The sequence below is a fragment of the Sphingomonas sp. Leaf62 genome (assembly GCF_001421915.1).
GTDB lineage: Bacteria > Pseudomonadota > Alphaproteobacteria > Sphingomonadales > Sphingomonadaceae > Sphingomonas.
Window position 1 is genome coordinate 52,345 of record NZ_LMLN01000001.1, and the last position, 20,893, is coordinate 73,237.

Consider the following 20,893-nt stretch of genomic DNA (forward strand, 5'->3'; position numbering starts at 1 on the left):
GCTTGGATTTCCACGCCTGCTTCGTCAAAAGGCGCGCATGACTTTGGTTCAGCCCCGCCGCATCCTTGCCGCCCTCGCATTGGGCGTGGTCGCGACCGGGGCGGTCGTGGCGCAGCAGGGTGGCATCGCGGCGGTCGACGGATCGGGCAGTTTCGAGGTGAACGGCGTCCGCGTCGACGTCGCCGGAACCTCGGCCGATGCCGCGCGCACCGCCGGCTGGCGGCTGGCACAGCGCAAGGGCTGGCAGATGCTGTCGCAGCGGCTGACCGGACAGGCGCGCTCGCTGCCCGATGGTACGCTCGATTCGCTGGTCACCAGCATCGTCGTCGAAAGCGAACAGATCGGCCCGAACCGCTACATCGCCCGGCTGGGGGTGCTGTTCAATCGCGGCCGCGCCGCCTCGATCCTCGGCATCGCCGGCGTGTCCGAACGCAGCCCGGCGATGCTGGTCGTGCCGCTGATATGGGACGGCGGCACCGGCACCGTGTTCGAACGGGCGACGCCGTGGCAGGCAGCATGGGCGCGTTTCCGCACCGGCGGCAGCGTCATGGACTATGTCCGCCCCAGCGGCACCGGCGCCGACGGCCTGCTCCTCAACGCCGGACAGGTGACCCGGCGCGGCCGTGGCTGGTGGCGTACCGTACTCAACCAATATGGCGCGTCCGACGTGCTGATCCCGCAGGTCCGCTTGTACCGGCAATGGCCCGGCGGCCCGGTCATCGGCACCTTCACCGCCGGCTATGGCCCGGACAACCGCCTGCTCGGTAGCTTCTCGCTACGCGTCAATCAGGGGGATGCGGTGCCGGCACTCCTCGACGAAGGCGTCCGCCGCCTCGACGCGCTCTACCAGCAGGGCTTGCGCAGTGGCGCGCTTCGCCCTGATCCGGTGCTGGCCGCCCCGCCGCCCGGCAGCGTCGTCTTGCCCGACGAAGTGGACCTGATCGATCCGACGATCACCGAACCCGGTATCGGTCCCTCGCCGCTGCCGACCGGGGAAAGCGTCACCCTGTCGATCCAGGCCGATACCCCGACCGTCGCCGATGTCGAATCGACCGAAGCCGCGCTGCGTTCGGTCCCCGGCATCCGCTCGGCAGCGACCTCCAGCCTTGCGCTGGGCGGCGTATCGGTGCTGCGCGTGACCTTCGACGGCGACATCGCGATCCTCACCGCCGCGCTCGAATCGCGCGGCTGGCAGGTTCAGCAGGGGGAGGGCGCGCTGCGCATCCGTCGTCGTGCCGCCGGCGCGACCCCGACCGCCCCGTCGAGTGCACCGCAGGGATGACGATCCTGTCTCGCGGTACGGTTCAGCTTACCCTGCCTCTGGAACTGCCCGCCGGTGCCCGGCAGGACCTGTTCCTCGTCGGGCCGTCGAACGAAGCCGCCGTCCACCATCTCGACCATTTCGCGACATGGCCGGTCCATGCGGCGCTGCTGGTCGGCCCGCGTAAATCGGGGCGCACGCTGCTGGCGCGGCTGTTCGCGGCGAAGAGCGGCGGAACGATCGCCGACGATGCCGACCGCTGGAGCGAGGCCGATCTGTTCCACGCGTGGAACCGCGCGCAGGGCGACGCCCGCCCGCTGCTGATCGTCGCCGACGCCGCGCCGCCGATCTGGCGGATCGGCCTGCCCGACCTGCGTTCGCGGATCAATGCGACGCCGGTGCTGCGGCTCGAGGCGCCCGACGATGTGCTGATCGAAACACTGCTGCAATATCTCTTCGACAGGAAGGAACTCGTCGCCGCGCCCGATCTGGTGCGCTGGCTTGCCCGCCGCGTCGAACGAAGCCACCTTGCGGTGCTTCGCATCGTCGAGGCTTTGGAGGAAGATGCCATGTTGCGCTCGACGCGCCGTCTGACCGTTCCCGCCGCGCGCGTCGCGCTGACCGGCAACCCGCTGTTGCTGGACCGACTACTGTGAACGATCCCGTCCCCTCCGCCCGCACGACCGTCGCCGCCGCGCCCGAGGCCCGCTATTTCAACCGCGAACTGTCGTGGCTGGCGTTCAACCGCCGCGTCCTCGACGAAGCGTGCAATCCCGATCACCCGCTGCTCGAACGGCTGCGCTTCCTGTCGATTTCGGCGACCAATATCGATGAATTCTTCATGGTCCGCGTCGCAGGTCTGAAGGGGCAGCAGATGCAGGAGGTCGGCCACGAATCGGTCGACGGGCTGACCCCGTCGCAGCAACTGGCCGCGATCACCGTCGACGCCGCCGGGCTGGTCGACAGCCAGCAGCGTATCTGGCGCGATATCGCCGCGCGACTGGCCGATGCCGACATCCTCGTGCTCGGTGCCGACGAAATCCATGGCGAGACCGAGGAATGGCTGGCCCGCTATTTCCGCGAACAGGTGTTCCCGGTCCTGACCCCGCAGGCGCTGGACCCGGCGCATCCGTTCCCGTTCATCCCGAACCTCGGCTCGGCGATGCTGTTCGACCTGATCCGCCGGTCGGACGATGTCGAGGTGCGAGAGGTCGTGCTGCTGCCCCCGGCGATGCCGCGCTTCGTCCGCCTGCCGGGCAAGACCGCACGCTATGTCGCGATCGAAACCGTGCTGCGCCATTTCTCCGGCCTGTTCTTCCCCGGCTACACCGTCCGCGCCTCTGCCGCCTTCCGCGTCATCCGCGACAGCGATATCGAACTGGAGGAAGAGGCGGAGGATCTGGTCCTTTATTTCCGAACCGCGATCAAACGGCGGCGTCGCGGCCGGATCATCCGGCTGGAGATCGAATCGGGCATTTCCGACGAACTGGTTCAGTTGCTGCGCGACGAAATGGGCGGCAGCGACGCGCTCATCACCGAAACCGGCGGGTTCCTCGGCATCGGCGACCTTGCGATGCTGGTCGCCGAGGACCGCCCCGACCTAAAATTCCCGCCCTTTTCGCCGCGTTTTCCAGAACGCATCCGCGAATATGGCGGCGATTGTTTCGCCGCGATCCGCGCCAAGGACATCGTCGTCCACCACCCGTATGAAACCTTCGACGTGGTGCTCGCCTTCCTCAAGCAAGCCGCCGCCGATCCCGACGTCGTTGCGATCAAGCAGACGCTGTATCGCGCCGGCAAGCAATCCGCCGTCGTCGCCGCGCTGGTCGCCGCGGCCGAAGCCGGCAAGTCCGTAACGGCGGTCGTCGAACTCAAGGCGCGGTTCGACGAGGAGCAGAATCTCAACCTCGCCTCGGTCCTCGAACGCGCCGGTGTGCAGGTCGTCTACGGCTTTATCGAGTGGAAGACCCACGCCAAGATTTCGATGGTCGTCCGGCGCGAGGAACAGGGCTATCGGACCTATTGTCACTTCGGCACCGGCAATTATCACCCGATTACTGCGCGCATCTACACCGATCTCAGCTTTTTCACTGCCGATCCGGTGATCGGGCGCGATGCGGCGCAGGTGTTCAACTACATCACCGGTTATGTCGAACCGCAGGCGCTGCAACAGCTTGCCATCTCTCCACGCGACCTGCGCGACCGGCTGGAGGCGCTGATCGAGGGCGAGATTCAGACCGCGCGCGCCGGTGGCGAAGGCTCGATCTGGCTCAAGATGAACTCGCTGGTCGATCCGGCGCTGATCGACAAGCTGTACGAGGCATCGGCGGCGGGCGTGCAGATCGACCTGATCGTGCGTGGCATCTGCTGCCTGCGGCCGGGCGTGCCGGGCATGTCGGACAACATTCGCGTCAAATCGGTCGTTGGCCGGTTCCTCGAACACAGTCGCATCTATTGCTTCGGCAATGGGCAGGCACTGCCGAACGACGACGCCCTGATCTATGTGTCGTCCGCCGACTGGATGCCGCGCAACTTCGACCGCCGCGTCGAATATCTGCTCCCGATCACTAACCCGACCGTCCACGATCAGGTGTTGGATCAGGTGATGGTCGCCAATCTGCTCGATACCGAACAAAGTTGGGACCTTGGCCCCGATGGCAGCTATCGCCGGATGGCGAAGGGTGACAAGCCGTTCAATCTGCACCGCTATTTCATGACCAATCCGTCGCTGTCCGGGCGCGGCGCGGCGATCGAGAGCGGTGCTGCCACCGTACCGCAAAAACTGTCGCTGCGTGCATGGCGGGCGGCCCGGGAAGGAACGACGTGATCCGTTTGCCGTGGAGCCGCCCCGCCACTGTCGCGCACAGCGCGATCATCGATATCGGATCGAACTCGATCCGCCTGGTCGTCTATGGCGGGCCGGATCGCATCCCGGCGACATTGTTCAATGAAAAGGTGCTGGCCGGTCTCGGCCGGTCGCTCGCCGAAACGGGGACGATCGACGCCGACGCGTTTCGCGTCGCCGGAGCGGCACTTGCCCGCTTCGCATGGCTGACCCGCGAGATGCAGGTCGATGTCGTCCGCACCGTCGCGACCGCCGCGGTGCGGGATGCGAGTAACGGGCCGGATCTTATCGCGCTGGCTGAACGCTACGGTCTGACCGTCGAAACCCTGTCGGGTGAGGAAGAGGCGCAGGCCGCAGGGCAGGGCGTGTTGTCCGCCATCCCCGATGCCGACGGGATCGTCGGCGACCTTGGCGGTGGCAGTCTCGAACTGGTCCGGGTGAAGGGCGGCAAGCTCGGCGAGCGGGTGTCGTTCCCATTGGGGGTGTTGCGCATCGGCGCGATCCGCGAACGTCGCGCCGGCGAACTCGACCGCACGGTGCAGCGGATGGTGCGCGATGCCGGGTGGATCGGGCGGGGGCAGGGGTTGCCCTTCTACATGGTCGGCGGGTCATGGCGCGCGCTGGCCCGGCTCGACATGCATCATACCGGCTATCCGCTGCCGATCGCGCATGGCTATTCGATTTCATTAGCCCGTATCAATGCGTTGCGGAAGATTCTTGCCGAAGTGCCTCGCACCGATCTGAAGGCGGTGCCGAACCTGTCGGGGGGGCGCGTGCCGACGCTCGACAATGCCACCTCGGTTCTTGCCGCGATGACCAAGCATCTCGGATCGGCGACGACGATGGTGTCGGCCTACGGCTTGCGCGAGGGGCTGCTCTACGCCGCACTGCCAGCCGACGTCCGCGCGCAGGACCCGTTGCTGATCGCCGCGCATGACGAGGGTGCCCGGCAGGGCCGGTTCGCCGAACATGGCGACCTGTTGCACAAATGGATCGCGCCGCTGTTTCCGCGGGACGATCCGGCGATGGTCCGGTTGCGCCACGCCGCCTGCCTGCTCGCCGATGTGGGTTGGCATGCGAACCCCGAATTCCGCGCCGAACGCGGGGTCGAGATCGCCTTGCACGGCAATTGGGTCGCGATCGACGCCGCCGGCCGCGCGATCCTTGCACAGGCGCTGTACAGTTGCCTCGGCGGCGGCGGCGATTCAGCGCCGGACCCGCTGCCCCGCCTCGCCCCGGCCGCAGCGCTGTCCGCCGCCCATCGTTGGGGGCTCGCCATGCGTCTCGGTCAACGCCTTAGCGGTGGCGTCGCCGCCCCGCTCCAGCGCACCGACCTGCGTCGCGGTCGGGGTCAGGTCGAACTGGTCGTGCCCGCCCGCGACACCGCGCTCTATGGGGAAGCCGTCCAGAAACGGCACAAGGCGTTGGCGACCGCCCTTGGCATGGAAGCCGCTCTGGTCACTCCCTAACCGCGCTTTCCTACACGCGCCCGATCTGCGACCGTCCGACCGTTCCTTCCACCGTCCGGATCACCCCGTCATACCGACCGTGCGTTGCTGAGGACACAACGCGAACGTGTCAACTTCCGCGCCCGCAACGCCGACTAACCTACTGCGATATATAGAATCTAACTGATTTCACCGACCGGCATACTGTAACCTTCGTCGACTTCCGCCACGTCATCCGCAACGCAAATTGGTCACGATACCCTTGTCGTCGACATCGATATTCAGCCGATCCTGCCGGAAGTCCATCATTACGATCGTGCCCGGCCGAATCACCCGAACCGTCCGCGTGCCGGACCGCTTGCGGGCGTCGTCCGCCATGTTTTGCGTCACCGTCTTGCCGACCAGATCCCTGATCGTTCCGAGGCCGCAACTGTCGATCTGTCCAACCGGTCCCGGCCCGACCGGACGACCACCTATGATCATCGGCGGCGTCCTTACCGGCGGTCCGGCCACCGGTGGGGTGTAGGTCTGCGGTTCGGCACAGCCGACCATCGCCACCGCCATCAACGCAAATTGCTTCATTCCACCACCTCCGTTCGGGTCATCTTCAATCGTCCACCCAGCACCGTGAACCCAAGCTGACCCTCGACCAATGCCAATGCGTCGCGGCCAAACTGTTCGAACCGCCACCCGGTCAGGATCGACAGCCCCTCGCGCTGTCCGGCGGCCAGCGCCTCCAGATCGTCCGACCGGGCGAGCAGCCGCGATGCGACCTTGATCTCGTTGGCCCGGATTTTCAGCAGCAGTTTCAGCAGGTCGGCGACCAGCGCGCCTTCCTTGCCCAATGCGGGCTTGCGTTCGTCGCGGCCCGGCATCTCGTCGGCGGGCAGCGGCTTCGCTTCGGCCAGCGCGGTCATCATTCGCGAACCGATATCGTTGTGCGCCCATGCCGCCGACAACCCGCGCACCTTGGCCAGATCGGCCTGCTTGCGCGGTGGATTGCCCGCCAGATCGGCGATCGTCTCGTCCTTGACGATCCGCCCGCGCGGCAAATCCTTGCCCTGCGCCTCCAGCTCGCGCCATTTGCCGAGCGCCTTCAATCGCCCCAGCACCTCGGGCTTGCGGCTGTTGACGCGGACGCGCTGCCACACCATCTCCGGATCGTTGAAATAATTGGACGGATCACCGATCCGCTCCATCTCCTCGTCCAGCCACAGCCCGCGCCCGGTCTTGCGCAGCTTGCCCAGCATCTTGGGGAAAATGACCGACAAATGCGTCACGTCGGCGATCGCATAGTCGATCTGCCGATCGTCGAGCGGCCGCCGCGACCAGTCGGTGAAGCGCGCGCCCTTGTCGACGGTGATCCCCAGATAGGCGTCGACCAGATTGGAATAGCCGACCTGCTCGCCCTGACCCAGCGCCATCGCCGCCACCTGCGTGTCGAACATGGGGAAGGGGGTCTTGCCGGTCAGATTATAGACGATCTCGATATCCTGCCCGCCGGCATGGAAGACCTTCAGCACGTCATCGTTATCGGTCAGCAGGTTGAGCAGCGGGGTCAGGTCGATCCCCGGTGCCATCGGATCGATCGCCGCGGCTTCCTCGGTATTGGCGATCTGGATCAGGCACAGTTCGGGCCAATAGCTATTCTCGCGCATGAATTCGGTGTCGACGGCAACGAAGTCGGACGTGGCGAGGCGGGTACAGAGGGCAGCGAGCGTCGCGCTGTCCGCGATCAACGGATGGATGTGCATCGCGCCCGCATAGCAAGGGTCGCGCGCCTTGACAAAAGGGGGTGGGAGAGGGAAGCGGCCCACGTTCCAAAATCACTATTTTAGTGAAACACCGCCAAAGGTCTTACCGATGCACGCCTATCGCACTCATAACTGCGGCCAGCTGACCGACGCGAACGATGGCGAGACCGTCCGCCTGTCGGGCTGGGTGCATCGCAAGCGCGACCATGGCGGCGTGTTGTTCATCGACCTGCGCGACCATTACGGCATTACCCAGGTCGTCGCGGACAGCGATTCGCCCGCGCTCGCGCTGCTGGAATCGGCACGGACCGAATCGGTCCTGACGATCGACGGCAACGTGAAGCTGCGCAGCGAGGCGACCAAGAACCCGAATCTCGCCACCGGCGCGATCGAAATCTACGCGCGCGCCGCGGCGCTCCAGTCGGCGGCGCAGGAATTGCCCATGCCGGTCGCGGGCGAAGCCGAATATCCCGAAGACATTCGGCTTCGCTATCGCTTCCTCGATCTGCGTCGCGAACGGCTGCACGCGAACATCCTGCTGCGCTCGAACGTCATCGCGTCGCTGCGCCGCCGGATGATCGATCAGGGGTTCACCGAATTCCAGACTCCGATCCTGACCGCATCGTCGCCGGAAGGGGCGCGCGACTATCTCGTCCCCAGCCGCGTTCATCCCGGCAAATTCTATGCGCTGCCGCAGGCACCGCAGATGTTCAAACAGTTGTTGATGGTCGCCGGTTTCGACCGTTATTTTCAGATTGCGCCCTGTTTCCGCGACGAAGATGCTCGCGCCGACCGTAGCCCCGGCGAATTCTACCAGCTCGACTTCGAAATGAGCTTCGTCACGCAGGAAGACGTGTTCGCCGCGATCGAACCCGTGCTGCACGGCGTGTTCGAGGAATATGCCAACTGGCAGGGCAAGGGCCGCACGGTGTCCCCGCTGCCGTTCAAGCGCATCCCCTATCGCGAATCGATGCTGAAATACGGCAACGACAAGCCCGACCTGCGCAACCCGCTGATCATCACCGACGTGTCCGACCTGTTCGTCGGTTCGGGCTTCGGCCGCTTCGCCTCGATCGTCGAGGCGGGCGACGTGGTCCGCGCCGTGCCGGCACCGAGGACCGCCGAAAAGAGCCGCAAATTCTTCGACGACATGAACGCGTGGGCGCAGTCGGAAGGGTTTGCCGGCCTCGGCTATGCCACCCGTAAGGGCGGCGAATGGGGCGGCCCGATCGCCAAGAACCATGGCGAGGAAGGCATGGCCAAGATCGCCGAAGCGCTTGGCCTCGGCCCCGATGACGGTGTGTTCTTCGCCGCCGGCAAGGAAGCGCAGGCCGCAAAGCTCGCCGGACTGGCACGGACCCGCGTTGCCGAGACGCTGGGCCTGATCGACGACAAGCGGTTCGAGTTCTGCTGGATCGTCGATTTCCCGATGTTCGAATATGACGAGGACGCGAAGAAGGTCGACTTCAGCCACAACCCCTTCTCGATGCCGCAGGGCGAGATGGAAGCGCTGGAGACGATGAACCCGCTCGATATCCTCGCGTACCAGTACGACATCGTCTGCAATGGCGTGGAGCTGTCTTCGGGCGCGATCCGGAACCATCGTCCGGAGATCATGTACAAGGCGTTCGAGATCGCCGGCTACACGCAGGAAGACGTCGACACGAATTTCGCGGGCATGATTAACGCGTTCAAGTTCGGCGCGCCGCCGCACGGGGGCTCTGCACCGGGTGTCGACCGGATCGTCATGCTGCTGGCGGACGAACCGAACATCCGCGAAGTCATCACCTTCCCGATGACGCAGAAGGCGGAGGATCTGATGATGGGTGCGCCGAATTACGCGACGCCCAAGCAGCTGCGCGAACTCAATATCCGCGTGACCGTCGACGGCCCGAAGGAAGGGTAAGCGGCATCAGGGGGGCGGGGGAGTATCCCCGCCCCGCGTCCTATTCACGCGTTCTCGAACGTATCGCCCTCGAGCACGCGCAAACGCCCGTCCTCGATCGCGAAGACCGCGCCGTGCAGCTTGAGCGTACCGGCCTCGACCCGTTCCTTGACGAACGGGAAGGTCATCAGGTTGTTGAGCGAGACTTTCACGCCTTCCTGCTCGAGCGCCTTCTGGCCTTCGGGACCGGTGCCATGTTCGGCCACGACCTTTTCGCGTGCCCCATCGAGCAGGTCGATCCAGTGGGCGACGAAGCCGCCTTCCCCCGGCTTGGTATTCGCCAGCGCCTGGGTGAGGCAGGCGTTGACGCCGCCGCAAGCGCCGTGGCCAAGGACGAGGACTTCCTCGACCTCCAGCTTCGTCACCGCGAATTCCAGCGCTGCCGACACGCCGTGCCGCCCGCCATCGTCCTCGAACGGCGGCACGAGATTGGCGACGTTGCGCACCACGAAAATTTCGCCCGGACGTGCGCCAAAAATGGTCGCCGGATCGACGCGGCTATCGGAGCAGGCGATCACCATGACCTTGGGGCTCTGGCCACCGGCCAATTCGCTCCAGCGCTGGCGTTCCTGCTGCCACTCGGTGCCACGAAAGCGATAATAGCCCTCTTTGAGGTCGCTGAAGTGCATCAATGATTCTCCGTCGAAATGTATAATTCTTCCCTCGGTCGGTAGACGCATGGCGCGCGCGAACGTTGCAGGCGGTTGTTCGTTTCGCCGTGCATCGCTATCTGACACGCATGAACGAGATGACGCCGCTGCCCCGCCCCGAGCGGATCCGCAAGCCCGACTGGATTCGGGTCAAGGCACCGACCGGCAAGGTCGTGCAGGAAACCCGCGCGCTGATGCGCTCGAAAAGCCTGACGACGGTGTGCGAGGAAGCGGCCTGCCCGAATATCGGCGAATGCTGGTCCAAAAAGCATGCGACCGTCATGATCCTCGGCGACACCTGCACCCGCGCTTGCGCGTTCTGCAACGTGAAGACCGGCATGCCGCGCGCGGTCGATCCGATGGAGCCGCAGCATGTCGCCGAAGCGGCGGCGGCGATGGGACTGAACCATATCGTCATCACCTCGGTCGATCGCGACGACCTGCCCGATGGCGGCGCCAGGCAGTTCGTGAGGGTGATCGAGGCGATCCGCGCCGCGAACCCGACCACGACGATCGAGATCCTGACCCCCGATTTCCGCAACAAGCATGAGGCCGCGGTCGAGATGATCGTGGCGGCACGCCCGGACGTCTATAACCACAATCTGGAAACCGTACCGCGCCTCTATCCGACCATCCGTCCCGGTGCGCGCTATTACGCATCGTTGCGCCTGCTGGAGAGCGTAAAGAAGCTCGACCCGTCGATCTTCACCAAATCCGGCATCATGCTCGGCTTGGGCGAAGAACGTCTGGAAGTGCATCAGGTGATGGACGACATGCGATCGGCCGACATCGATTTCCTGACGATGGGCCAGTATCTGCAACCCACGCCCCGCCACGCGAAGGTCATCGACTTCGTCACGCCCAAGGCCTTTGACGGCTTTGCGGCGATCGCCCGGGCCAAGGGCTTCCTGCTGGTCGCGTCGTCGCCGCTGACCCGGTCGAGCTACCATGCCGGTGACGATTTCGAACGGATGCGGGCGAACCGCGATGCCAAGCTGGGCGTTGTCCGCGGCTGATGCCAAAGCACAACGAAACCCGCCATCTGCCCTATTCCCCCGAGCAGATGTTCGATCTGGTCGCCGATGTCGCGCGCTATGGCGAATTCCTGCCATGGGTAAGCGCGATCCGGGTGCGATCAAACAGCGATACCGAAATGGTCGCCGACATGATCGTCGGGTTCAAGGGGCTGCGCGAGAGCTTCACGTCGAAGGTTCAGAAGGAACGGCCCGACCATATCCGGGTCGATTATCTCGACGGGCCGCTCAAATACCTCAACAACGACTGGCGCTTCCGCCCCGACGGGCAGGGCGGCTGCTATGTCGATTTCGGCGTGGATTTCCAGTTCAAGAGCCGCATGTTCGAAATGCTTGCCGGGCAGGTGTTCGACCGGGCGCTGCGCAAGATGATCGGCGCGTTCGAGGATCGCGCCGCCGATCTTTACGGCGATTCTGGCACCGGTTCTTCCGGTGCGACTTCGGGCGGCAGCAGCAGTTCGAGCGCACATAGCGCCGCCTGAAGACGGACCCCGCCACGGCCAAGGTCACCGAACTGGCGCAGGTCGGCAACGACCTTCGCCGGATCGCCGCCCTTTTCGGCGCGCGCGAACACGACGGTCCCGACCGGTTTCTTTTCGGTACCGCCGCCTGGACCGGCGACGCCGGTGATGGCGACGGCGACATCGGCCTGCGTCACCTCCAGCGCGCCCTGCGCCATGCTCCATGCCGTTGCGATCGATACTGCGCCGAACGTTTCGATCACGTTGGTGCTGACCCGGACCAACTCGACCTTGGCATCGTTCGAATAGGTCACGAAGCCCGCGTCGAACACGTCCGAGCAACCGGGAATTTCGGTTATAGCCGCCGACACCAGCCCGCCGGTGCAGCTTTCGGCCAATGTGATGCGCCGGCCCGCGGCACGGTTCGTTTCGACGACGCGGCGTGCGGCCTCGATCAGTTCATGGGGTAGGATACTGTCCATTACATCAATTCCGGGCGCGCTGTCCGCATAGCGGCAGGCGCATCTGGGGGTTGGGCCGGTCGGCATCGACCTGCGCGAACAGGACGATGAGACCGGCGACATTGCGTGGGGGCAACGGTTGCACGAGGTTCGCTGCCCGCTCGATGCGCGGACAATCCGCCGGATCGATATTGCCGACCACCATCGGCGCGATCAGCGATGCGACCAGCGGCGCGGCGAACGACGAATCAAGCAGCTGGATCGCCTGCGGTGCGGTCAGGCGGGCGAGCGCCGCCTTCGCCTGCGGCCACGCCGCATCGGTTTCGGCTTCGTAACGCGCAAGGAACGGACCACTGGTCCGGCGGACCAGCGCCGTCGGGGGCAGGGCGTTGGCACACCGTGCGCCGGCCTGCCGGATCAGTTCGGGTGCGACGAACAGCACCAGCGCCTCTGCCTCGACCGGCGTCACGCACGCCTGCGGCGTCTGCGCCGACGCCGAACCGCAAGCGAACAGTGCGAGGAACGCGGCGAGGCGCTTCATGCCGGCACCCGGATCGTTGCGATCGCCTGTGCCGCGATTCCTTCCTGCCGTCCGGTAAAGCCCAGTCGCTCGCTGGTCGTCGCCTTGATGCTGACCTGCCGTTCCTCAATCGTCAGGATTTCGGCGATCCGACTGCGCATGGCGGCGCGGTGCGGCCCGATCTTGGGCGCTTCGCAGATCAACGTCAGGTCAACGAAATCGATGATCCCGCCCTCGGCACGGACGAGCTTGGCAGCGTGCGCCAGAAACTGTCCCGATTCGGCACCGCGCCACTGCGCATCGCTCGGCGGAAAATGCGTTCCGATATCGCCGGCGCCGATCGTGCCGAGCAAGGCGTCGGTGATGGCATGCAGCGCGACATCGGCATCGCTATGCCCCGACAGCCCGCGATCATGCGGGATCAGCACGCCGCCCAGCCACAATTCCTCCCCGGTTTCGAGGCGATGAACGTCGTAGCCGGTGGCGCTGCGCGAAACGAGCGCGGGCAGGGCGCGCGCCTCGGCCAGTGCAAAATCGGTCGGATAGGTGATCTTGTCGAGCATAGTGTCCCCTTCGACCATCGCCACGTTCAGCCCGATCGCGCGCAACATCTGCGCATCGTCGGTGGCTTCGGTGCCGGCATCCCATTCGGCATGCGCCTGACGGATCGCCGCCATGTCGAACGCCTGTGGCGTCTGCACCCGCACCAATGCGGCGCGCGGCACGACATCGCCAAGGCCTGCGCCAGCCTGTGCCAGCGTATCGGCAACCGGCAGGACCGGCACGGCACCGGGCGCATTGTCGAGCGCAGCTAGCAGCCGATCGACTACGGCGGCCGGGATGAACGGCCGTGCCGCGTCATGGATCAAGATGCGCGCCGCGTCGGCGACGACGGCAAGGCCGGCGGCGACGCTCTCGCGCCGGGTCGCGCCGCCGATGACATACTCCACGTCGCCGATGGCAGCGTGCAGCGCGTCGGCCTGCCCTGCACCGATCACGACGACCACCCGGTCGATGCCGGGATGCGACGACAGCGCAGCATAGGCGTGCGCGACCATCGGACGTCCGGCGACAGGCGCGAATTGCTTAGGGGTGGCGCTGCCCGATCGCGTCCCGTTACCGGCGGCGACGATCAGCGCGACTGTTGGTCCGGTCTGCATGGCCGTCCGCCTAGCGCAAGGCGCTTGCGCCCGCCAGCCTTGCCCTGCGCACAGCGTTGCGCTAGAGCGTGCCTGATTTTCAGGCACGATTGATGACCATAGCTCCCATCCGTATCGGCGATGTCGTCATCGACACGCCCGTGATCCTCGCGCCGATGACCGGTGTCACCGACCTGCCGTTCCGCAAGATGGTGCGGCGGCACGGATCGGGGCTGAACGTCACCGAGATGATCGCCAGCCAGGCCGCGATCCGCGAAACCCGTCAGTCGATTCAGAAGGCGATGTGGGATCCGGTCGAGGAACCGGTGTCGATGCAGCTGGTCGGCTGCACACCTATCGAAATGGGCGAAGCCGCGAAGCTGGCCGAGGACAAGGGCGCAGCGATCGTCGACATCAACATGGGCTGTCCGGTGCGCAAGGTGACGAACGGCGATGCCGGATCGGCGCTGATGCGCGATCTGCCGCTCGCCGCCGAGCTCATCGCGGCGGTGGTGAAGGCGGTGGACGTGCCGGTCACCGTGAAGATGCGGATGGGCTGGGACCATGCCAGCCTCAACGCTCCCGAACTGGCGCATATCGCCGAGGATCTGGGGGCACAGATGGTGACCGTCCATGGCCGCACCCGCAACCAGATGTACCGCGACCATGCCGACTGGGGGTTCGTCCGCCTGGTGAAGGATGCGGTAAAGGTGCCGGTCATCGTCAACGGCGATATCTGTTCGGTCGACGATGCCCGGACCGCGCTCGACCAGTCGGGTGCCGATGGCGTGATGATCGGTCGTGGTGCCTATGGCCGCCCGTGGCTGCTGGCGCAGGTTATGCAGGCCCTGTCGGGCGAGCATGTTCGGGACGATCCCTCGGTCGAGGAACAATATCGCCTGATCCTCGAACATTATCATATGATGCTCGACCATTATGGCACCGAAACCGGCGTCAACATGATGCGCAAGCATATCGGTTGGTACACCAAGGGGCTGCACGGCTCCGCCGATTTCCGGAACAAGGTCAATCAGGAAGCGAGCGCCAAGACGGTACTGACGATGCTCGACGACTTCTACGCACCATGGTGCTCGCGCGCAGCGGCGTGACGGCGTCGTGACGTCCGCAGCGGCGATGCCGGCGTTTGCCGACCTGTTCGCAGGGCTTCCGGTCGCCGCGCTGGTGCTCGATGAGGCGGGGTGTATCGCCCATGCCAATGGTGCCGCCGAACTGCTGCTGAACCTGTCGGACCGGGCGATGCGCGGCCTGTCACTCGAACAGATCATCTCGCTGCCACCGGGCTATGCCGAACAGCGCGATGGCCGGGCCTTTGCCAGCTACGACTGCGAATTGCAGTTGAAGCGCGGCGGGCGGCTCCGCCTTGACTTTCACGACAGCCCGGCGGCGCACGGCTCGGCATGGCGGATCGTCATGCTGTACGGCCGGCGCGGCGGCCACGCGATGTCGCAGGCCGCCGGCGCGCGGGCCGCGATCGGTGCGGCGGCGATGCTGGGGCATGAGATCAAGAACCCGCTGTCGGGAATTAGGGGTGCCGCTCAATTGCTGGCGGGCGACGTCGACGATCGCCCCGTCCTGACCGACCTGATCATCGCCGAGGTCGATCGCATCGCCGCATTGATCGATCGGATGCAGGATTTTACCGACGATCGGCCGCGCGAGTTGGTCGCGCAGAACATCTATCCGGTGCTGGCCCATGCGGTGCAGCTTGCCTCCGCCGGCTTCGCCCGCGGCGTAACGATCGAGGAGCGCTTCGATCCGTCACTGCCGCCGGTCCGCATCGACCGCGACGCCTTTGTTCAGGTCATGGTAAACCTGCTCAAGAACGCTGCCGAAGCGCTTGAGAAGGTGGAGAAGCCCCGCATCATTCTCGGCACGGCCTATCGCCACGGCCTGTCGCATGGCATTCATGACGGCAGCCGACGGGCCGTACCGATCGAACTGACCGTCACTGACAACGGCCCCGGTGCCCCCGCCGATATTGCCGGCCATCTGTTCGAACCCTTCGTCTCGGGCAAGCGCGAGGGGCGGGGGTTTGGCCTGCCGATGGTCGAGAAGCTGGTCAGCGAGATGGGCGGTCTGGTTCGCTATGCCCGTGAAGGATTTCCCGCGATGACCGTGTTCCGCATGCACCTGCCGCGCGCATGACCGGCCCCGCCCGCATCCTGCTGGTCGATGACGACGCCGCGATCCGCATGGTCGTGGCACAGGCGTTGCGGCGTGAGGGGTACGACGTACAGAGCGTCGCGACGCTCGGCCAGTTGCGCGCCGAACTGCGCGCCGGGCTGCCGGGCGTGCTGGTCACCGACGTCGTCCTGCCGGATGGCGACGGCCTCGAAATGGCCGCGTCGCTGGCCATCGAATATCCGGATCTGCCGATCATCGTTCTGTCGGCCCGCAACACGCTGACGACCGCCGTTCGGGCCGCGGAGGCGGGGGCCTTTGATTATCTGCCCAAGCCGTTCGATCTCGACACCCTCGCGCTGGCGGTGCGCGGCGCGCTGGCGAGGCGCGCCGGAGTGACGGAGGATCAACCGGTCGACGCACTCGATTCGTCCTTGCCGTTGATCGGTCGTTCTCCGGCGATGCAGGACGTTTACCGCGTGATCGCCCGCGTCGTCGCGACCGACCTGACCGTACTGGTCACCGGCGAGTCCGGGACCGGCAAGGAACTGGTCGCCCGCGCCCTCCACGACCTCGGCCGGCGGCAGCGTGCGCCGTTCATCGCCCTGAATATGGCGGCGATCCCGCGTGAACTGATCGAGGCGGAACTGTTCGGCCACGAACGCGGTGCGTTTACCGGTGCTGCGCAACGTTCGGCCGGCAAATTCGAGCAGGCCGCCGGCGGCACGCTGTTCCTCGACGAGATAGGCGACATGCCGATGGAGGCGCAGACCCGGCTGTTGCGGGTCCTGCAATCCGGTGAGTTTACCAGCGTCGGCGGTGCCCGCCTGATCCGGGCCGACGTCCGCATCGTCGCGGCAACGAACAAGACACTGGCAGCGCAGGTCCAGTCGGGCCAGTTTCGTGAGGACCTGTTCTACCGCCTCAACGTCGTCCCGATCGCACTGCCGCCGCTGCGCGAACGGCGACAGGACATTCCGCTACTTGCACGCCATTTCCTCGATCAGGCCGCTCGCGAAGGTCTGCCGCGCAAGTCGCTGACGCCGGAGGCGTTGGCATTGCTGGAGGGTCATGACTGGCCCGGCAACGTCCGCGAGCTGGAGAATCTCATGCGCCGCGTCGCCGTGCTCGGCCGCGACGCCGCGATCGACGCCAGCGAACTGCGCGGGACGCTGGGCGAAGCGACCGGCAGGCCGATTGCGTTGCCCGACACCGACCTCGACGAAGCAGTACGCGCATGGGTCCGCCGCATCGCCCGCGAAGAACCCGCCGCGCTCGACAACGGCACACTTTACGACCGGCTCATCTCCGACGTGGAACGCCCGCTGATCGAAGCGATGCTCGATCGCCACGCCAACAACCAGTTGCGTGCCGCAAAAGCAATGGGGCTGAACCGCAACACGCTGCGCAAACGGCTCGACGATCTGGGCATCGATCCGACGCTTCGTGCCTATCATGCTGACAAGGAACGCTGATCGGTTCGGTTCGCACCCATGTTGCGATTTGACGTGCGTTGCCGCCGGAATGTTGTAAAACCGCAACATGGGTGCAGCGTTGACGGAACCGGCTCGGGCCTCATCGATCCCCGCGCGGTGGTTCCCGGCGATCGAGGGTGCGGTCCTGCTCCTTGCGATCGCGGTCGGCATCGGCAGCTATTTCCTGTTCGACGGCAGTCAGGCGGCACGGGGACGACTGCCATCGCCGTCGCTGATGGCGGTGGTGCTGGTCGCCAACCTGATCCCGGCGATGGCGCTGCTCGTGCTGATGGGCCGCCGCATCGCCAAGCGCCGCGCAGCCAGATCGGAGATTGGCGGCACCGGCACGTTGCATGTGCGTCTGGTTGCGCTGTTCTCGATCCTCGCCAGCGTACCGATGCTGCTGGTCACGGTCGTCGCGTCGTTCCTGTTTCAGTATGGCGTCGAATTCTGGTCGTCGACGCGCGCTCGCGGCATTTTTGAGAATGCGCAGGCCCTTGCCCAGTCGTCGTACAACGAATTCCTCGATGGGGTCGACAGCCAGAACATTGCCGTGGCTTCGGACGTCCGGCGGATGCTGTTGAACAATCGATACTCGATGGAAAGCGACGAATTTCGCCTGTTGTACCAGCAAAGTATGTTCATCCGTTCGCTCAGCGATTCGGTGGTGTTCGATATTCCGGCGGATGGGCGCCCGAGATCGCTGGCGTCGGCCTCCATCTACGAGGGCCCGTTGCGCTGGAGCATCGATCCGAAATCGATCACAGCATTACGATCAGGGCGTAAAAGCTATGTCAGCGTTCGGGACGGGCAGGTCCAGTCCGTGACGCGCGTCCCCGACACGCCGTATTTCGTTTATTCCGCGCGCGACATCGACTTTGCCAAGTTGCAGGATCGCCTGAACCGCACACGTGCGATCCTGTCGGACTATGACGCACTCTTGGACCGATCACGCAGCGTCCAGCTAAGGCTGAACATCGCGCTGTTCATCGTATCGCTGCTGATCGTTGGCCTCGCCGTGTTCGTGGCGCTCGCCGTTGCCGATCGTCTGGTCCGGCCCGTGGGCGCGCTCGTCGGGGCCGCACGGCGCATCGCCGATGGCGATCTGTCGGCCCGCGTCCCCGAACCGACCCATACCCGCGTCAAGGACGAGATCGGCACCCTTGCCAGCGCGTTCAACAGCATGACCGAGCGGTTGCAGGAACAGACCGGCGAACTGGTCGCCGCGAACGCCCAGATCGACAGCCGCCGCGCCCTGATCGAGGCGGTGATGTCGGGTGTCAGCGCCGGCGTGGTATCGGTCGGGTCCGACCGGATCATCCGCCTCGCGAACAGCTCGGCGACCGCATTGCTAAAGACCGGCACGACGCCGCTCGTCGGGCGGCCGCTCGCCGAAGTGGCACCCGAACTCGACCCCTTGCTCGGCAGCGACACGCAGGATGCGATCATCCAGCTTGCCGCCGGCGGTGAGGCCAAGACGCTGGCGGTACGCATTACCCGCGACGATGGCCAGCACATCCTGACCTTCGACGACATCACCCAGCAATTGCTCGATCAGCGGCGCGCAGCATGGTCCGACGTCGCGCGACGCATCGCGCACGAGATCAAGAACCCGCTGACCCCGATCCAGCTTGCCGCCGAGCGACTGCAACGCCGCTATGGCAGCAAGCTGCACGAGGACGATGGCACCTTCGCGCGGCTGACCGAAACGATCGTGCGGCAGGTCGGCGATTTGCGGCGCATGGTCGACGAATTCTCGTCGTTCGCGCGGATGCCCAAACCGGTATTCCGGCACGAATCCCTCGCCGAACTGGCACGGCAAAGCCTGTTCCTGCACGAAGTCGCCCACCCCGATATCGATTTCGTCCTCGAAGCCGCCGGCCCCGCGCCGCTCGTCTGCGACCGCCGGCAGCTGGGGCAAGCGCTCACCAACATCGTCAAGAATGCGACCGAAGCCGTTGCCGTTCGTCCGGAAACGGCCGAACGCGGCCGCATCGAAATCGACGTTCGCTACGATGCGCAGGGGCGGATGCATATCGACACCAGCGACAACGGTATCGGCCTGCCGGTCGAGCGTGACCGTATCGCCGAACCCTATATGACGACACGCAAGGGCGGCACGGGCCTCGGCCTCGCTATCGTGCGCAAGATCGTGGAGGAACATTTCGGAACCATATCGTTCGCCGACCGTCCCGGAGGGGGGACGATCGTATCGATCATATTCGACCCATCGGTTCTTGCCGCCCTCGCCGGTACCGGATCGACGGAAGATGATGCCCCACAGGAGGTTATGACGCGCCATCCCATGCTTACCCGGACCGGAACGCCCGCATGAAGCTCGACATTCTCGTCGTCGACGACGAAACCGACATCCGTGAACTGGTCGCCGGCGTCCTTGAGGACGAAGGCTATGACACGCGCGGTGCTGCCGACAGCGATGCCGCGCTGGAGGCCGTCGCACAGCGTCGTCCGTCGCTGGTCCTGCTCGATGTCTGGCTACAGGGATCGCGGCTCGACGGGCTCGATTTGCTCGACGAACTGAAGGCGCGCGATCCGTCGCTTCCGGTTCTGGTCATCTCGGGCCATGGCAATATCGATACTGCCGTGGCGGCGATCCGCCGCGGTGCGGTCGACTTCATCGAAAAGCCGTTCGAGGCCGAACGCTTGCTGTTTCTGGTCCAGCGCGCGACCGAAACCGAACGCTTGCGCCGGGAAGTGGCGTCGCTGCGTGCATCAGTGGGTCGTGAGGATGATCTGACCGGCAGTTCGACCGCGATCAACAGCGTCCGCGCGACGCTGAAGCGGGTCGCCGGCACCGGCAGCCGGGTCCTCATCACCGGCGGGGCAGGGGTCGGCAAGGAAGTCGCCGCCCGCCTGCTGCATGGCTGGAGCCAACGCGCCCGTGCACCGTTCGTGATCGTCAGCGCCGCACGGATGACCCCCGAACGGGTCGATGAGGAACTGTTCGGCGTGGAGGAAGGCGGCAATCTCGTTCGCCCCGGCCTGCTCGAACAGGCGCATGGCGGCACGTTGTTCCTCGACGAAATCGCCGACATGCCGATCGCGACACAGGCCCGCATCCTGCGGGTTTTGACCGACCAGAGCTTTACGCGGGTCGGCGGTACGCGGGTGGTGAAGGTCGATGTCCGCGTCGTCTCGGCGACCGCGCGGGATCTTCAGCAGGAGATCGTCGACGGCACGTTTCGCGAGGACCTGTATTACCGGCTCAACGTCGTACCGGTGCAGATCCCGTCGCTCGCCGAACGGCGCGAGGATATCCCGCCGCTGGTGCAACATTTCGTCGCGCATTATGCCAATGAACGTCGCGTATCGACGCCCGAGGTGGCACCCGATGCGATGATCGCGCTGCAAAGCTATGAATGGCCGGGCAATGTCCGGCAGTTGCGCAACGTCGTCGAGCGTACGGTCATCCTCGCGCCGGGCAATCGTATCGCCCGCATCGATATCGACCTGCTGCCGCCAGAGGTGCTCGGGTCGGCGGGCGATGGGGCAGGGGGTGCGTCGGCCAGCGCAATCATGGGCTCGCCGCTGCGTGAGGCCCGCGAATCGTTCGAACGCGAGTATCTCCGTGTCCAGATCCGGCGTTTTTCGGGCAATATTTCGCGGACCGCGACGTTCATCGGCATGGAACGCTCGGCATTGCACCGCAAACTCAAGCTGCTGGGGATTACCGAGACGCGCGGCGACGAATAGCCGGAAGGTCCCATTGCGGGCACCGGCCAAGCGACCTAGATTGC

18 protein-coding genes are annotated in these 20,893 nt (G+C 65.5%); 12 read left to right on the plus strand and 6 right to left on the minus strand.

Annotated features, from left to right (window positions below):
• The first annotated feature begins 37 nt into the window (after positions 1–37).
• Genes ASE91_RS00230 through ASE91_RS00245 form a run of 4 tightly spaced genes read left to right on the plus strand, consistent with a single transcriptional unit; the run spans position 38 to position 5,575 of the window.
• Positions 38–1,282 (plus strand): hypothetical protein, encoded by a 1,245-nt coding sequence (locus tag ASE91_RS00230; RefSeq protein ID WP_056621675.1) that lies wholly within the window; start codon positions 38–40, stop codon positions 1,280–1,282.
• A complete protein-coding gene (locus tag ASE91_RS00235; protein ID WP_056003774.1) occupies positions 1,279–1,917 on the plus strand; it encodes a hypothetical protein in 639 nt (212 codons plus the stop codon). Before ASE91_RS00230 ends, ASE91_RS00235 begins: the two co-directional genes overlap by 4 nt.
• The gene (locus ASE91_RS00240; protein ID WP_056003777.1) at positions 1,914–4,088 is read left to right on the plus strand and encodes an RNA degradosome polyphosphate kinase; all 2,175 of its coding nucleotides are present in this window, start codon (positions 1,914–1,916) and stop codon (positions 4,086–4,088) included. The genes ASE91_RS00235 and ASE91_RS00240 overlap by 4 nt, the downstream gene beginning before the upstream one ends.
• Positions 4,058–5,575, plus strand: a complete 1,518-nt coding sequence (locus tag ASE91_RS00245) for a Ppx/GppA family phosphatase (RefSeq protein WP_082453730.1) — start codon at positions 4,058–4,060, stop codon at positions 5,573–5,575. The genes ASE91_RS00240 and ASE91_RS00245 overlap by 31 nt, the downstream gene beginning before the upstream one ends.
• A gap of 210 nt (positions 5,576–5,785) precedes the next feature.
• Here the strand turns inward: ASE91_RS00245 and ASE91_RS00250 are convergent, their stop codons facing one another.
• Positions 5,786–6,136, minus strand: a complete 351-nt coding sequence (locus ASE91_RS00250; protein WP_056621677.1) for an I78 family peptidase inhibitor — start codon at positions 6,134–6,136, stop codon at positions 5,786–5,788.
• Positions 6,133–7,308: a ribonuclease D gene (rnd, locus tag ASE91_RS00255; RefSeq protein ID WP_056621679.1), complete on the minus strand. Its 1,176-nt coding sequence runs from the start codon at positions 7,306–7,308 to the stop codon at positions 6,133–6,135. Before rnd ends, ASE91_RS00250 begins: the two co-directional genes overlap by 4 nt.
• A gap of 109 nt (positions 7,309–7,417) precedes the next feature.
• Between rnd and aspS the strand changes: the two genes are divergently transcribed.
• Positions 7,418–9,214 (plus strand): aspartate--tRNA ligase, encoded by a 1,797-nt coding sequence (gene aspS, locus ASE91_RS00260; RefSeq protein ID WP_056621681.1) that lies wholly within the window; start codon positions 7,418–7,420, stop codon positions 9,212–9,214.
• Between the two features lie 44 nt (positions 9,215–9,258).
• On the opposite strand, the gene ASE91_RS00265 is transcribed toward aspS, so the two are convergent.
• Positions 9,259–9,885: a carbonic anhydrase gene (locus ASE91_RS00265; protein ID WP_156357586.1), complete on the minus strand. Its 627-nt coding sequence runs from the start codon at positions 9,883–9,885 to the stop codon at positions 9,259–9,261.
• A 107-nt stretch (positions 9,886–9,992) separates the two neighbouring features.
• Here ASE91_RS00265 and lipA point away from each other — a divergent pair, with 107 nt between their 5' ends.
• Together lipA and ASE91_RS00275 are read left to right on the plus strand one after the other, a co-directional pair.
• The gene (gene lipA / locus ASE91_RS00270) at positions 9,993–10,919 is read left to right on the plus strand and encodes a lipoyl synthase (RefSeq protein ID WP_056621827.1); all 927 of its coding nucleotides are present in this window, start codon (positions 9,993–9,995) and stop codon (positions 10,917–10,919) included.
• Positions 10,919–11,419: a type II toxin-antitoxin system RatA family toxin gene (locus ASE91_RS00275; protein WP_056003792.1), complete on the plus strand. Its 501-nt coding sequence runs from the start codon at positions 10,919–10,921 to the stop codon at positions 11,417–11,419. The genes lipA and ASE91_RS00275 overlap by 1 nt, the downstream gene beginning before the upstream one ends.
• Here the strand turns inward: ASE91_RS00275 and ASE91_RS00280 are convergent.
• The 3 genes from ASE91_RS00280 to ASE91_RS00290 are packed head-to-tail and all read right to left on the minus strand — an operon-like array spanning position 11,341 to position 13,539.
• Positions 11,341–11,880 (minus strand): CinA family protein, encoded by a 540-nt coding sequence (locus tag ASE91_RS00280; RefSeq protein ID WP_056621683.1) that lies wholly within the window; start codon positions 11,878–11,880, stop codon positions 11,341–11,343. The genes ASE91_RS00275 and ASE91_RS00280 overlap by 79 nt on opposite strands.
• A 4-nt stretch (positions 11,881–11,884) precedes the next feature.
• Positions 11,885–12,400: a hypothetical protein gene (locus ASE91_RS00285; protein ID WP_056621685.1), complete on the minus strand. Its 516-nt coding sequence runs from the start codon at positions 12,398–12,400 to the stop codon at positions 11,885–11,887.
• Positions 12,397–13,539, minus strand: a complete 1,143-nt coding sequence (locus tag ASE91_RS00290; protein WP_056621687.1) for a bifunctional 2-C-methyl-D-erythritol 4-phosphate cytidylyltransferase/2-C-methyl-D-erythritol 2,4-cyclodiphosphate synthase — start codon at positions 13,537–13,539, stop codon at positions 12,397–12,399. The genes ASE91_RS00285 and ASE91_RS00290 overlap by 4 nt, the downstream gene beginning before the upstream one ends.
• 92 nt (positions 13,540–13,631) lie before the next feature.
• On the opposite strand from ASE91_RS00290, the gene dusB reads away from it, so the two are divergent.
• From dusB to ntrX, 5 genes are all read left to right on the plus strand, one after another.
• Positions 13,632–14,627 (plus strand): tRNA dihydrouridine synthase DusB, encoded by a 996-nt coding sequence (dusB, locus tag ASE91_RS00295; protein WP_056621689.1) that lies wholly within the window; start codon positions 13,632–13,634, stop codon positions 14,625–14,627.
• Between the two features lie 25 nt (positions 14,628–14,652).
• Positions 14,653–15,684, plus strand: coding sequence for a two-component system sensor histidine kinase NtrB (locus ASE91_RS00300; protein WP_056621829.1), 1,032 nt, complete (start codon positions 14,653–14,655; stop codon positions 15,682–15,684).
• Positions 15,681–17,135 (plus strand): nitrogen regulation protein NR(I), encoded by a 1,455-nt coding sequence (gene ntrC / locus ASE91_RS00305; RefSeq protein ID WP_056621691.1) that lies wholly within the window; start codon positions 15,681–15,683, stop codon positions 17,133–17,135. Before ASE91_RS00300 ends, ntrC begins: the two co-directional genes overlap by 4 nt.
• A gap of 79 nt (positions 17,136–17,214) precedes the next feature.
• Positions 17,215–19,470, plus strand: coding sequence for a sensor histidine kinase NtrY-like (locus ASE91_RS00310; RefSeq protein WP_235530222.1), 2,256 nt, complete (start codon positions 17,215–17,217; stop codon positions 19,468–19,470).
• Entirely contained in the window at positions 19,467–20,849 is a 1,383-nt protein-coding gene (ntrX, locus tag ASE91_RS00315) for a nitrogen assimilation response regulator NtrX (RefSeq protein ID WP_056621693.1), read from the plus strand. Before ASE91_RS00310 ends, ntrX begins: the two co-directional genes overlap by 4 nt.
• Positions 20,850–20,893: the final 44 nt, after the last annotated feature.